A 13,328-nucleotide genomic window follows, 5' to 3' on the forward strand; every position below is an offset into this window, starting at 1 on the left:
CCTGATCCTGGACGGCTCCATGTGGGCCGCTTTTCCAGTGGCCGTTCTGGCCGGGCTGGTCTCCTTTGCCTCCCCGTGCGTGCTGCCGCTGGTGCCCGGCTACCTGGGCTACGTGACCGGGTTGACCGGGGCGGACCTGGAACAGCAGAAGCGCGGGCGCATGTTCGCCGGCGTAGCCCTGTTCATTGCAGGCTTCACCACGGTGTTCGTGCTGATGTCCGTGGTGCTGGCCCAGTTGGGTGCCTTGCCGTGGTTGCGCGGACAGAACTGGGTGATGGTTGTCCTGGGCGCTCTGGTGGTGCTCATGGGCGTGGTGTTCATGGGTGGGTTCGGAATCTTTCAGCGCGAGCGCAAGATTCACCGCAAGCCACCTCCCGGGTTGTGGGGTGCCCCGCTGTTGGGAGTGACCTTTGGTTTGGGTTGGGCGCCCTGCATCGGACCCACGTTTGCCGCCGTTCAGTTGCTGGCCTACAGCGGTGGTGCCTCCGTTGGCAAAGCCACTGTGCTGACCCTGGCGTACTGTCTGGGGTTGGGAGTCCCGTTCCTGCTGATTGCCCTGGCATTCCGGCGTGGCATGGGTGCACTGACTTTCATGCGCAAACACCGGGTGCTGCTGCAGCGGATCGGCGGGGCCATGCTCATCCTGATCGGCATCTTGTTGATGACTGGTCTGTGGACGGCATTCGTCTCCTGGTTCCAGGCGGAGATGGTTCAAGATTTTGTGCCGGTGATTTGATGCAGCATCCCAGCTTCCGCGGGCCCCATGGCCTGCGCCCACACACAGATTCAGGAACGCGGTAATGGCCCGCAGGAGTGACGTGAGCCCAGCAGAGCAACCCGATGAGTCGCAGACCCCCGCCGGGTCTTCCGCGCACAGAGACTCCAGTGCGTACAGGGACTCCAATGCGCGCAAGGACTTGGGTGCACCCGGTGACTCGTCAGGTGCACCCAAGAAATGGGGCCGCCGCAAGGGATCCGGTACGGGTGCCGAGCAGGGCGGTGTTACGGCGCACGGCAGTGGCCCGGAGTCGACGTCGGGCACCTCCGAGGTGGCTGTCCCCGCCCTGGGTGTGGTGGGCATGTTGCGATGGGCCTGGTCCCAGCTGACGCGCATGAACACTGCCCTGTTCCTGCTGTTGCTGTTGGCAGTGGCCGCGGTACCCGGTTCGATCTTCCCGCAGCGCGTGCAGGACGTGGCAGCGGTGAACTCCTACATCGAGGCCAACCCCACCACCGGCCCCGTCCTGGACCGGCTGCAGTTCTTCGACGTGTTCTCCTCCGTCTGGTTCTCCGCCATCTATCTGCTGCTGTTCATCTCCCTGGTGGGTTGCGTGATCCCGCGCGCGCGCAAGCACTGGCAGGCGTGGCGTGCACAACCACCCCGCACACCGGCACGCCTGCAGCGCTTGCCAGTGGCCCGTTCCCTGGAGTTGGGAGGCCGTGACGGCGCACCGGCCCCGGAGGCCGACCAGGTGATCGAGCGGGTGGCCGCCATCCTCAAAAAGCGCCGCTACCGGGTGGACGTGCGGGACCTGGGTTCCAATGCGCCGTCGTTGGGGGCAGAGCGTGGGATGTGGAAAGAGGTGGGCAACATCCTGTTCCACCTGGCCATGGTGGGCATTCTGATCTTTGTGGCCTACGGATCCCTGTTCGGGTTCATGGGGCAGAAGATCCTGACCGTGGGGGACACCTTTGCCAACTCGCTGATCAGCTACGACTCCTTCACACCGGGCTCCAACTTCAACGCCGACTGGTTGGATCCCTTCACCATCCGGGTGGATGACTTCCGGGTGGAGTACAACCGGGACACCTCAGACCCTGCCTCCTACGGCATCCCGCTGCACTACGAATCGGATGTGACCATCACCGATGCACCCGGGGAGGAACCCCGCCAGGAGGTGCTGAGCGTGAACCGGCCGATCGACGTCGACGGCGTGAGTGCCTACCTGATCGGCAACGGTTACGCTCCGGTGGTCCGGGTGACGGACGGGGACGGCAACATTGCCTACGAGGGGCCCGTGGTGACGGTCCCGGAGGACACCTCCAACATTTCCCCCTTCACGCTCAAGGTCCCGGACTCCTCACCTGAGCAGCTGGGGCTGACCGGAACCTTCCTGCCGACCGCGTGGACGGACGAGGCCACCGGTCAGCTGACCTCTGCGGACCCTGATCTGGGCAATCCTGCGCTGGTGCTCTCCGTCTACAGCGGGGACCTGGGACTGGATGACGGAACCCCGCAGAATGTGTACGTGCTGGATGTGAGCAACCTGAACGAGGTTGCATCCCCCATGACCAGCAACGGTCCGGTCATGCTCTCCGAGGCCAACCCGCGGGTGGAACTGCCCAATGGCTTGGGAACAGTGGAGTACCTGGAAACCCAGCGCTACGTTGGACTGGATCTGCACTACGACCCCGGAACCCGTGGTGTGTTCATCTCCTTCTGCCTGGCCTTCCTGGGGTTGATCATGTCCCTGTTCATCGTCCGACGCCGTGCGTGGGTGCGGGTGAACACCGTGGGGACTGAAGCGGGCCCCCGGGTTGTCCTGGAGTACGGCTTGCTGGCACGCGGTGAGGACCCGCGCCTGGAGGCCGAGGCCGAGAACCTGGTGGAGCTCTTCACCGCCGAATGGGAGCAGATCGGCGTCCGTGACTCCCATCTGACCACCACCGCTGCACGGCAGAAGGCATCCGTGCAGTGACGTTGCCGAACAGCACACGCAGCCCGGACCGAAAGTGAGAGAATGACCCCATGACTGACCCCATGACACCCGTAGACACCACACTCGGGACGTGGTCCGAGCTGTTCATGCTCATGGCCGCGGTGGTGTACATGTTTGTGTTCATCGCCTTTGCGTGGGACATGGCATCCCACTCCAAGACGTTGAAGGAGGCTGAGCGGCGCGAAGAGCGTGCCGAGCAGCGTTCCGAGGCGCTGGTGGGTGCCGGTGCCGGTGCCGGTGCTCGCTCCGGATCCTCCGCCCTGACGGGATCCTCCGGTGAAGTTGACGGTGCCGCAGAAGCGCAGTGGTCAACCACGTCCCGGGATGAGCGCAACGATTCCGGGTCCGGATCCCGCGCAGGGTGGCGCGCACAGCGCTCCTCGGCGTTGGAGGGCCAGGTTGCCGATTCCAGCATGTCCTATGCGGACAACGATCACCGCCGACCGGCAGCACGCGTGGCCGTGGTGCTCATGGTCTTGGCCTTCGTGATCCACCTGGCTGCCGTGATCATGCGCGCCATTGCGGCCAACCGCGTGCCGTGGTCCAACATGTACGAGTTCTCCACCACGGGCGCCCTGCTGATCGTGGCGGTCTACCTGGTCATGTTGATCATCAAGGACCTGCGGTTCGTGGGCGTGCTGATCTCCGGGTTGGTCACCTTGATGCTCACGGCAGCCACCATCGCCTATCCCACCCCCGTGTCACCGCTGCAGCCGGCGCTGCAGTCCTACTGGCTGGTGATCCACGTGTCCATCGCGGTGGCGGCCATGGGCATTTTTGCCATCACCTTTGCCCTGGCCATCCTGCAGCTGATCCAGGATCGGCGGGAGAAGCGCATTCTGGAAGGTGGGCCCAGCGGTTGGGCCTTCCTGAAGATCGTGCCCTCCGCGCAGACCCTGGAGAACTTCTCCTACCGCCTCAACAGCGTGGGATTCGTCTTCTGGACCTTCACCCTGGCGGCCGGTGCCATCTGGGCCCGTGACGCATGGGGTCGATACTGGGGCTGGGACCCCAAGGAAGTCTGGACCTTTGTGATCTGGGTGGTCTACGCGGCCTACCTGCACGCCCGCGCCACCCGTGGGTGGACGGGGCGGCGTTCGGCCTGGTTGTCCATCGTGGGCTTCCTGTGCATCCTGTTCAACTACTTTGTGGTCAACACTTTGTTTGACGGTCTGCACTCCTACTCAGGTCTGTGAGTTGAGGCTGCACAGCAACTTGGGCATGGAAAAGGGCCTCACCGATCAGCGGTGAGGCCCTTTTCCATGCCCAAGTTCTTGTTACGACTACCGTGGATCATCGGGGTGTTCGTCCCCGGGGACATCATCAGGCTGATCGTGGCTGTCGTGCGGGGTGGTGGAGCTGGAGCCCGATGCCGCGTCGGTCCCGGGGGAGCCGGTTCCTTCCTCCGCGGAGCCACCGGAGGCGGCGGCGTCGTCTGAGCCATTCGGTGCAACCCCTCCTGCTCGACGACGCCGTTCCCATTCCTCGAGTTCAGCATCCGCCTGTTCGGAGCGCCGCTTCTCATCGAGTTGACGCAGAAAGTTGGGGTCGTCGTCGGGCCCCTTGCCACGGGCGGGCTGTGAACTGGCCGGTGCGTAGCGGGGGCGCCCCAGAGCCAACCAGAGGATGCCGCCGATCACCGGAAGCAGCAGGATCACCGCGATCCACGGACCGCGTCGGATGCCGCGGATGTCCCGGGGGTCGGAGCGCAGGCAGTCGAAGAACGAGTAAATGATCACGCCCACTGCCAGCGCGGCCACGCCGATGATTGCAATTGCTCGGATCATGCATCAATCATATTGCTTACCCAACGGGTGTCCTGCCGCGCCGGGGCTGGTCAGCCACCAGCGAATCGGCGGCCGGGGTACCTGGATCACCGGCGCCGGCAGCCACGACGTCGGCCCGCACCTGGGCGCGATGCGCTCGGATGGCATAGACGACCGCAGCCGCGCCCATCACGGCGATGGCAAGGAGCACCATGCGGCTGGCCAGTGCCGGGGCGGCCAAGGCATCAGCGGAGAGCAGGGTGCGGGTGTTGGTCAGCACGATCAACGTACCCACGGCAGGACCAAGGACCCGGGCGGGGATGACCTTGACCAAGGCGGCGGCGATGGGGGCAGCGATCACGCCGCCGATCAGCAGGGCGCCCACCCAGGCAAAGTTGATGCCTTGCGAACCCAGATGCAGCAGGAAGCCCAGGGACGCGGCCAGGGTGACCATGAACTCCGCGGTGTTCACCGACCCCACCACCTTGCGGGGCTCCAGGCGGCCATCGGCCAGTAGGGCTGGTGTTCCCACAGGGCCCCATCCGCCGCCTCCGGTGGCGTCGATGAACCCGGCGAACAGCCCCAACGGAGACAGGAACTTGGCCGGGATCTTGCGCCCCAGCCGATCCTTGCGCAGGCCCTTGAAGGTGAAGCGGTAGAGGATGTAGAGGCCCAACACCAGCAGGACACTGCTCATCACGGGGCGGGCCACGGAGGCATCCAGGGTGGACAGCACAGTGGCGCCCAGGAATCCGCCCACTGCGCCGGGGAAGCCGATCTTGGCCACCACACGCCAGTCCACGTTGCCGAACTTCCAGTGGGAGAGCCCTGAGGCCAGCGTGGTGCCCACCTCTGCCAGGTGCACCGTGGCGGAAGCAGCCGCAGGGTTGGCGCCGATCATCAGCAGCAGCGTGGAGGTGGTGACGCCGTAGGCCATGCCCAGCCCGCCGTCCACGAGTTGTGCGGCCAAGCCCACCAGGGCAATCAGGACCAGAGTGCGCACAGGGCACCTCCTTGAACGTGCGCCGGCGGTGCCGGGCGGGCTTTCCCACAATTCCCATCGAATGTGTGGGGTTTGAGTCAAGAGGAGCCAACCAGGCCGAGAACTCCTGGTCAAAGATCGTGAAACAATCGTCACATGGAGATTTCCGCGCGCTCCGAATACGCCGTTCGCGCCCTGCTCATGCTGGCTGAGGCGCATGCTGCAGGGGTGGACGGAGTGCCCGTGGCAACCCTGGCCGAACGGCAGGACCTGCCGGCCAAGTTCCTGGAAGTGGTCATGGGTCAGTTGCGCCGCGGTGGCCTGGTGGTCAGCAAACGCGGTGCTTCCGGTGGCTATCGGTTGGCCGAGCCGGCAGATCAGATCACCATGGGGGCCGTGATCCGCACCGTGGACGGGCCTCTGACCGGGGTGCGCGGCATGAGACCCTCAGACACCGAATACACGGGGCCTGCCACTCATCTGCCCGTGGTGTGGGTGGCCGTGCGTGCTGCCCTGCGCAGTGTGCTGGATGAGGTCACCATTGAGGATGTCCTGACGGGCCATTTTCCCGACGCCGTGGCGGCCTGGTCCCAAGCACCGGGTGCCTGGGATGATCGTTGGCCGTTGCAACAACCGTCTGGCTGAACACTCCCTTCTGGGACTTGTCGCGTTGAGTGGTCAGGATCCTGGTCCATCAGCGCTGACGAGCCAGAATCCTGACCACTCAACGCAGCAGCAGCCGGGCTCACACTTCCGGGCCCGTCCGGGGGATGTCCAGGGACCGGCACTAGACTGCTGGCGTGAACTTTTTGAAGTACTCCGCATTGCGTCTTGGTCTGTTGATTCTGGTGTTCGCCCTGGGGCTGTGGTTGCGCCTGGGCATCTTGTTTGCCGGTTTGGCGGCCATCATCATCGCGTTTGCCGTGTGCTACATCTTCTTCCCCAAGTTGCACATCGCCGCCAGCCGGGACCTGACGCGCTGGATTTCGCGTTCACCCAAGATCCGCAAGGACACCTTGGCGGATGAAGACGCGGACGTTGAGGACAGCTACGTGGATTCCACCGACCAGGTGCAGATCAACACGGGGGAGTCCGGCGAACGTCGTCGTTCCTGAAGGCGCTGTGAACACCGCGGTGCGGCCTGTTCGGTGAGGTGGCTCAGGTGAGCCTCAGACCCACTGACGGGCCAGCACGGCCAGCAGGAAGAGCAGGGACCAGATCAAGTTCAGGATGCCGCATTCCTTGAGCACCGGGATCAGGGCCTTGCGCTCCTGTGTGAACAGCACGGTGCGGGCCGCCATCACGGCCATGGGGACGGACAGGAACACCAGGAGCATGAAACCGTTGAACGGCACCAGGAACAGGTGCAGGGCAAAGGCCAGGCCCAGTTCGGCGGCGAACACCACTCGTGCACGGTGATCACCCAAGCGAACGGCCAGGGTGCGTTTGCCGACTTCGCGGTCACCGGGGATGTCCCGGATGTTGTTGACCATCAGCAGCGCGCAGGCGAACAGGCCGGTGGCGATGGCTGCAATCCAGGCGTCGATGTTGAGCCTGCCGGCTTGGGTGATGGTGGTCCCCAAGACCGCCACCAGGCCGAAGTAGATGAACACTGCAACATCGCCCCAGCCGCGGTAGCCGTAGGGACGTTTGCCGCCGGTGTACCCCCAGGCCGCGAACACTGCAGAAATCCCGATCACGATGAACCACCACTGCCGGGAGAGCACAATCAACGCCAGGCCGGCGATGGCAGCCGCTGCAAAACACCCCAGGGCCGCGTAGAGCACCTGCTTGGGGGTGGCGGCCTTGGAACCGACCAGGCGAAGGGGGCCAACGCGGTTGTCGTCGGTGCCTTTGATGCCGTCGGAGTAGTCGTTGGCGTAGTTGACGCCCACCTGCAGGAACAGCGCCACCAGGAACGCCAGGAAGGCCATGCCCAGGTTGGCCCCCCACGTGGACTGCGCCGCCGCGGTACCCGCGATGATGGGCGCCAACGCCATGGGCAGGGTGCGCAGCCGTGCGCCTTCAATCCATTGGGCAGCAGTTGCCACGGGCGACCTTCCTGAAACGAGGGTGCGGACCGGGGTGCTCGCCGGTGATGGGGGCGGATCCGCAGTCCCGTCAGCGGGTGGGCGGTGGTGGCCGCGCCGCAGGGACCGAGTCATTCTTCCACGAACAGCTCCGCCACCGCGGACCGGTCTGGTTTGCCCGTGGGCAGCAGGGGGATGTGGGAGACCAGGAGCATCTGTTTGGGGACAGCCGCACTGCCCAGGGCGTCTTTGACCATGCTGCGTAGCTCGTCCGGCAGTGTGCTGGATTCGGCAGCCGGCACCGAGGTTGCAGGCACCACGGTTGCCACGATCTTCTGCCCCCATTGGTCATCAGCCACCGGGACCACGACGGCGTCGCGCACCCCGGGGTGCTCCAGCATCCGTGAGCGGACGACGGCGGCGGAAACTTTGAGGCCGCCAGTGACGATGACGTCATCGGCGCGACCGATCACTCGAAGGCGTGGGGTGGTTGTGGCCTCTGTTGTTTTCAGGACACCCAGGTCATCCGTGCGGTACCAGTGCATGGGGGTGGGGGATGGGGCCGTGCTCTTGGGTGAGGTGTTGGTGTTCGCGCGTATGGCGGCAGTGGCACTCAAGGTGTTGGCGGTGTCAGTTGCGTCCGGGAGGCTGGAGAACACATGACTATGAGTCTGCTGGGGGTCATCCAGGTAGCCGTCGGTCACCATGGGGCCTCCCAACCAGATGCGCCCGGGGGTGAGGTGCCCCTCAGGAACTGACGTCTGTTCGGGGTCCTGTGCTGTTCTCGGATCAGATGGCGGATTCCCAGAATTCGGGGTGCGTTCAAGGTGGACCTGCACCCCGGGGAGGGGGACGCCGTCGTAGACACAGCCGCCGGCGGTCTCGGACATGCCGTAGGTGGTGACCACACGGGCGCCCAGTGCCCGCGCTGCGTCCAGGAGCGCGGGCGGTGCGGCTGACCCGCCCAGCAGGATGGCGTGAAAGGAGCGCAACGCCGCCAGGACGCCAGGGGAGTCGGCGGCATCCACCAGACGCTGGAGTTGTGTGGGGACCAGGGACACGTAGCGGATGGGGTGATCCATGGCCGCTGCGGTGCGGGCAAAGGCCTGCGCGGTGAAGGGGCCCTCCTCCATGACCACCGGTGTGGTTCCCGCCAGGACTGAACGCACCAGAACCTGCACCCCAGCCACGTAGTGCGGCGGCAGGCACAGCAGCCACTGCCCGTGGCCACCGGTGCGTCCAGCTGTGGCCTCGGCGGAGGCGCGCAAGGCGCGGGTGCTCAGCACAGTCTTCTTGGGCCGCCCCGTACTGCCTGACGTTGCGACGACGACGGCCGGCCCCTCCCTGCTCAGCACACCTTCCAGCGCAGTGACCAGGCCTGGGACACCGCCAAGCTGACGGATCGAGTCTGGGCCGTCCAGCTTCACGGTGTCCGGTGGCAAGTCCTTGGTGAGTGGTGGGCGAATGCTCATCTCAGAAGTAGTACGGGAAGTTGGACCAATCGGGGTCGCGCTTGCCCAGGAAGGCGTCCCGGCCCTCAACTGCTTCATCGGTCATGTAGCCCATGCGGGTGGCTTCGCCGGCAAAAACCTGTTGGCCGACCATGCCGTCGTCGGGAAGGTTGAAGGCGTATTTGAGCATGCGCATGGCTTGGGGGGACTGGCGGCAGATCATCTTGGCCCACTCGATGCCAAGGTTCTCCAAGTCGGCGTGATCGGCCACCTCGTTGACGGCCCCCATGCGGAACATGTCTTCCGCTGAGTATTCGCGGGCTAAGAAGAAGATTTCGCGGGCGAACTTCTGCCCCACCTGGCGGGCAAGGAGGGCGGAGCCGTAGCCGGCGTCAAAGGACCCCACGGTGGCGTCCGTCTGCTTGAACTTGCCGTGTTCACGGGAGGCCAGGGTCAGGTCACAGACCACGTGGAGGGAGTGTCCACCACCGGCTGCCCAACCGTTGACCAGGGCGATCACGGGTTTGGGCATGGTGCGGATCAGACGCTGCACCTCCAGGATGTGAAGGCGACCAGCCCGGGCAGGGTCGATGGACTCGGCGGTCTCACCGTCTGCGTAGTGGTAACCGTCGCGACCGCGGATCCGCTGGTCACCGCCGGAGCAGAAGGCCCAGCCGCCGTCTTTGGCAGACGGACCGTTGCCGGTCAACAGCACCGCCCCGACGTCCGAGGACATGCGGGCGTGGTCCAAGGTGCGGTAGAGCTCGTCCACCGTCCCCGGGCGGAATGCGTTGCGCACCTCCGGACGGTGGAAGGCGATGCGTACCCAGGGGAGGTCCCTTGTCACCCGGCCTGCATGGTCACGTTCCACGGCACGGTGGTATGTGATGTCGGTCAGGTCCTCGAAACCGTCAACCACGCGCCACTGGGTGGGGTCGAAGGTTTCGGAGACCTGCTCCGGGAAATTGCTGCCGGTGGGGTCAGTGGGCTGGGTGGAGTTGGAGGCTGCATCAGTCACGTCCCCGATCCTACGTTGGGGATCCGGAGCATCCAGGGGTGCTGGGGTGCCGGGGTGTAGCTGGGCGGCGGGGTGTGCCTGGTGTGCCGTAACTCACGCGGGTGCTGAGGCTGCGCGGGGTGCCGGAACAGAGACCATGATGCCCTCTTGCAGATACGAGCGTGGACACCCGCCGGAGTGAGCTCTTCTTTCGGGGCTGGGCTTTGTCATGGGTGGCCCATGCCAATGGGTTAGGTGTCCCGTCCTGGCGTGGGTTCTGGGGTGACTCTGCCTCAGAAAGGGGGTGGATCGTCGTCGGGTGGGGAAGGGGTGGGGTCTGCCGTGCTCGAGTTGTCAGGACTCAGGGGTGCCCTGAGCGGAGGTTCCTTGGCTGAATCCAGGAACAGTGTGTGCTCGGGGCTGCTGGCGCGCTTTGTGCCCAAGGGCGAAGTGAACACAATGTCACCAGCACCAGCACCAGCACCCGCCCCGGCGTCGGCCCCATGAGGAACACCAGCACCAACTCCTGTGGCTGGCGTGGTCCGGTCTGGGGTCCCGCTGTGCTCAACGGCCCAGCTCCCGAACGGACTACCTTGGTGTTTGAGCATGTGGTGGGTGCGGCACAGGTGGGAGAGGTTTTCGGCATCGGTGAGACCGCCGTCTTCCCAGGCCACTGTGTGGTCGATGTCGCAGCGCATGGCGGGTCGTCGACATCCAGGGAATCTGCACGTGGCATCGCGTACCTGCAGCATGCGCCGCAAACCGGCTGGAACCGTGTAGGTGTCCCGACTGTATTGGGTGACCTGGCTTGTGGCAGGGTCAGTGAGGAACCTGGACCACGACGAACTGCCGGCGGCAATCTCAACCGCGGTGGACGGGCAAATGGCACCATATCCAACCAACTCCGGAGCGGACGTCGACTCCGGTGGAGTCGACGGCGTCCCCGGTGAGGCTGGCGTCGATTCCGCAACCAACTTTGACCCCCGTTCGTGCACCGCGCGCTTGAGTGTCTGATCAGCCGTCACCAGGTGCTCCACCGGCACGATCACGGACACCTGGCCCCGGACACCTCGTTGCAGCCCTGACTCCACAGACGGTTCAGCCTCCAACAGCAGATCGGCAAGGACGTCAGCGCGACGCTCCGGCAAGGCCCGGGTGTCACAGGGGACACCACTGTCTACATCCGGGGTGGCGGGCAATACCGGGTCCGTGCGTGACGGGGCTGAATCCGCTGGTGCAGGCGGCGAGCATGGCGTTTCTGCCGCAGAGGATGCCGGTGACGACAGATGTACCGGCGACATGCGATGTGCCTGTGAGGCGTGAGCAGAAGGGCCGCTTGACTGCGCCAATTGGTCGATGCGGTCACACACCGCCATGGCGGTGGGTGCATCCAGCAGGGCATGGAGGTGGGCCATGCCGTCCTCCTCGGGTTCCACCCACACAGAGCGTTGCCGCCGGGCATGCGCATGAGCGCGTTCGCTGGCCGGCGCTCCCAACCCATGACGACGACGGTGCCCAAACGCCCTCAACTTGGATGCACCACACTGCTGGGCACGTTCCAACATCTCCTGAACCAACCGGTCCCCGGCGGCCTGGAGTGGGTCTGTTGAGGGCGTTGGTGGGGCGCTCTTTGTTTCGTCCCCTGCGCCGGTGTCCTGTCCATCAGCTGAATCGCCTGATTCTGATGACAGACCTGCAGCAACTGATGGGAAATACGTGCTGGTCAGCGCCGACCACTGCTGAAGGATCACCCGTGCTTGCGTCCACAGGATTTCTCCCGATTCCAGCTGCGCCAGTACGTGGGGCAGGTGATGGGCCAGGACCAGAGCTTGCCGCAGAGTCTCCATGGCCGAACCCCGAGGAAGTTTCAAGGCCAGTTCCAGCTCACCCGTGACCAATCGGCGAGTGTCCTCCTCCGCCCAGCGCTCCAGCTCTGCGGGTGTGGCCGTGTCCGTGGCGCGGGTGCTTTTGCCTTGACTGTGCTGCTCCAGGGCGGTGGCGTCATCCTGCGCGATCTGCCGTGTGGCTTGCAGGGCAACTGAGTGGAGAGATGCCACCCGGCGGAGCAGTCGACCGCGGGCAGAGGCCTCCCGACGAACATCCGCCGTGATGCCCGCAACCAACGCGGCGGCCTTCTGATGGTGATCTGTCTGCGGTGCTCCCAAGTCGAGAAGTCGATCTGCAATCTCAGCCGAGTCAGTATTCGACCCCATCCCAGTATTCGGTCCCATGCCCGTGGGGGCATCGCCCGCCCGGGTGAAAGCAGTGGTCGGGCAGTCACCAGCACCAGCACCAGTCACGGGATCCGGGAGCACCGCATCCAGTGACGGAAGAGGCATCTGACCTGGAGTCTTGTTCCTCTCAGGTCCTTGGTGGTGAGTCATGGTTCAAGTTTCCCGTGGGAGTCAGACAACACAAGCTCCAGATGACCTCAAACCGGAGAAAAAGCCACCAATGTGACCAGAACGTGAGCAAACGTCAGATGCGCAATCCCAGGGCTGAGAGCTCCAAGAGCAGTCAGCCACCCTGACACACTGGAGCCATGGCCCATTTCCCATTCGACCTGACTCATATCGGCACCGGTTTGCCCGTGGCCGAGCTCGAATCAGAGACAGAACGGGCCCTCATTGGCGGCTCGGCAGTCGTCCAAGCCCCACCGGGCAGCGGCAAGACCACATTCCTCCCGCCATTGGTGGCGAACCTCCTGGCGCACTCACCCGATGACGTGGACAGCGTCATCACCGCCCCTGGCACAGCAACAGGCACAGCCACCACACCCGGCACAGTCACCACGCCTGTGACTGTTAGCGGGAGATGGCGGGGATCGCAGTTTCGCTTGGCGGCTCCGAGTGCTTCTGTTCTTGCCCGGTGGGCCGTCGTCAGTTCTGGATCTCGGTCCACAGGGCGCGGACGCGGTCGTCGATCTGGTCGACGATTTCCTGGATTCGTTCCGGTGTCTCCTCGGCGGGGTCGGCCAGTTCCCAGTCCAGGTAGCGTTTGCCGGGGTAGATGGGGCAGGCGTCGCCGCAGCCCATGGTGATGACGTAGTCGGCTGCGCGGACGACGTCGTCGGTCAGTGGTTTGGGGAAGGCTCCGGACAGGTCGATGTGGCGTTCGGCCAGCGCGTCGATCACCAGGGGGTGGACCTCGGATCCGGGCCGCGACCCGGCCGAGCGGACCTCGACCCGGTCGCCGGCGTAGTGGGCCAGCAGGGCGCTGGCGATCTGGGAGCGTCCGACGTTGTGCACGCAGACGAACAACACCTGCGGGACGGTTGTCGCGATCTTGCCCTGCGCCAAGGCGAGAGCGCGGAGGCGATCGGCGGCGAACCGTCCGGCGAGGATCGCCAGGTGGTCGCGGATTCTCGCGGTCCGCGACAGGG

At 65.1% G+C, this 13,328-nt stretch carries 12 protein-coding genes; 5 read left to right on the plus strand and 7 right to left on the minus strand.

Translation table 11 applies throughout. The annotated features are described in order from the left end of the window. The first annotated feature begins 19 nt into the window (after positions 1-19). The 3 genes from L979_RS03375 (at position 20) to ccsB (ending at position 3,916) form a co-directional block, all read left to right on the plus strand. Complete coding sequence (locus tag L979_RS03375) at positions 20-736, plus strand: cytochrome c biogenesis CcdA family protein (RefSeq protein ID WP_052209423.1); 717 nt, start codon at positions 20-22, stop codon at positions 734-736. Between the two features lie 82 nt (positions 737-818). Then, positions 819-2,699: a cytochrome c biogenesis protein ResB gene (locus tag L979_RS03380; RefSeq protein ID WP_231559373.1), complete on the plus strand. Its 1,881-nt coding sequence runs from the start codon at positions 819-821 to the stop codon at positions 2,697-2,699. 50 nt (positions 2,700-2,749) lie between these two features. Then, on the plus strand, positions 2,750-3,916 hold the full coding sequence (gene ccsB, locus L979_RS03385) for a c-type cytochrome biogenesis protein CcsB (RefSeq protein WP_231559374.1): 1,167 nt from the start codon (positions 2,750-2,752) through the stop codon (positions 3,914-3,916). Positions 3,917-4,003: 87 nt separating this feature from the next. On the opposite strand, the gene L979_RS16630 is transcribed toward ccsB, so the two are convergent. Both L979_RS16630 and L979_RS03395 read right to left on the minus strand, forming a co-directional pair. Continuing rightward, on the minus strand, positions 4,004-4,507 hold the full coding sequence (locus L979_RS16630) for a PLD nuclease N-terminal domain-containing protein (RefSeq protein ID WP_047689204.1): 504 nt from the start codon (positions 4,505-4,507) through the stop codon (positions 4,004-4,006). Between the two features lie 16 nt (positions 4,508-4,523). Continuing rightward, positions 4,524-5,489: a sulfite exporter TauE/SafE family protein gene (locus L979_RS03395; RefSeq protein WP_081993691.1), complete on the minus strand. Its 966-nt coding sequence runs from the start codon at positions 5,487-5,489 to the stop codon at positions 4,524-4,526. A 135-nt stretch (positions 5,490-5,624) separates the two neighbouring features. Between L979_RS03395 and L979_RS03400 the strand changes: the two genes are divergently transcribed. Both L979_RS03400 and L979_RS03405 read left to right on the plus strand, forming a co-directional pair. Then, positions 5,625-6,113 carry an Rrf2 family transcriptional regulator gene (locus tag L979_RS03400; protein WP_047689206.1) on the plus strand — a complete coding sequence of 163 codons (489 nt, stop codon included), beginning with the start codon at positions 5,625-5,627 and terminating at the stop codon, positions 6,111-6,113. A 155-nt stretch (positions 6,114-6,268) separates the two neighbouring features. Then, the gene (locus L979_RS03405) at positions 6,269-6,583 is read left to right on the plus strand and encodes a DUF4229 domain-containing protein (protein WP_047689208.1); all 315 of its coding nucleotides are present in this window, start codon (positions 6,269-6,271) and stop codon (positions 6,581-6,583) included. Between the two features lie 54 nt (positions 6,584-6,637). Here L979_RS03405 and L979_RS03410 read toward each other — a convergent pair whose 3' ends face one another. The 5 genes from L979_RS03410 to L979_RS03430 form a co-directional block, all read right to left on the minus strand. After that, positions 6,638-7,519 carry a 1,4-dihydroxy-2-naphthoate polyprenyltransferase gene (locus tag L979_RS03410; protein ID WP_047689211.1) on the minus strand — a complete coding sequence of 294 codons (882 nt, stop codon included), beginning with the start codon at positions 7,517-7,519 and terminating at the stop codon, positions 6,638-6,640. Between the two features lie 110 nt (positions 7,520-7,629). Continuing rightward, positions 7,630-8,970 (minus strand): AMP-binding protein, encoded by a 1,341-nt coding sequence (locus L979_RS03415; RefSeq protein WP_047689214.1) that lies wholly within the window; start codon positions 8,968-8,970, stop codon positions 7,630-7,632. Position 8,971: 1 nt separating this feature from the next. Then, positions 8,972-9,967, minus strand: coding sequence for a 1,4-dihydroxy-2-naphthoyl-CoA synthase (locus L979_RS03420; RefSeq protein WP_047689217.1), 996 nt, complete (start codon positions 9,965-9,967; stop codon positions 8,972-8,974). 272 nt (positions 9,968-10,239) lie between these two features. Further along, on the minus strand, positions 10,240-12,285 hold the full coding sequence (locus tag L979_RS03425; protein WP_231559375.1) for an HNH endonuclease signature motif containing protein: 2,046 nt from the start codon (positions 12,283-12,285) through the stop codon (positions 10,240-10,242). A 540-nt stretch (positions 12,286-12,825) separates the two neighbouring features. Further along, on the minus strand, positions 12,826-13,328 hold a 503-nt coding region (locus L979_RS03430), incomplete at its 5' end, for an arsenate reductase ArsC (protein ID WP_047689256.1).

The organism is Kocuria sp. ZOR0020, assembly GCF_000800955.1.
GTDB lineage: Bacteria > Actinomycetota > Actinomycetes > Actinomycetales > Micrococcaceae > Kocuria > Kocuria subflava.

Excerpts from the sequence above, each read along its gene's own strand:
- L979_RS03375 (WP_052209423.1), top strand. The coding sequence starts at position 20 with ATGTGGGCCGCTTTTCCAGTGGCCGTTCTGGCCGGGCTGGTCTCCTTT.
- ccsB (WP_231559374.1), top strand. The coding sequence starts at position 2,750 with ATGACTGACCCCATGACACCCGTAGACACCACACTCGGGACGTGGTCC.
- L979_RS16630 (WP_047689204.1), bottom strand. The coding sequence starts at position 4,507 with ATGATCCGAGCAATTGCAATCATCGGCGTGGCCGCGCTGGCAGTGGGC.
- L979_RS03400 (WP_047689206.1), top strand. The coding sequence starts at position 5,625 with ATGGAGATTTCCGCGCGCTCCGAATACGCCGTTCGCGCCCTGCTCATG.
- L979_RS03415 (WP_047689214.1), bottom strand. The coding sequence starts at position 8,970 with ATGAGCATTCGCCCACCACTCACCAAGGACTTGCCACCGGACACCGTG.
- L979_RS03425 (WP_231559375.1), bottom strand. The coding sequence starts at position 12,285 with ATGCCTCTTCCGTCACTGGATGCGGTGCTCCCGGATCCCGTGACTGGT.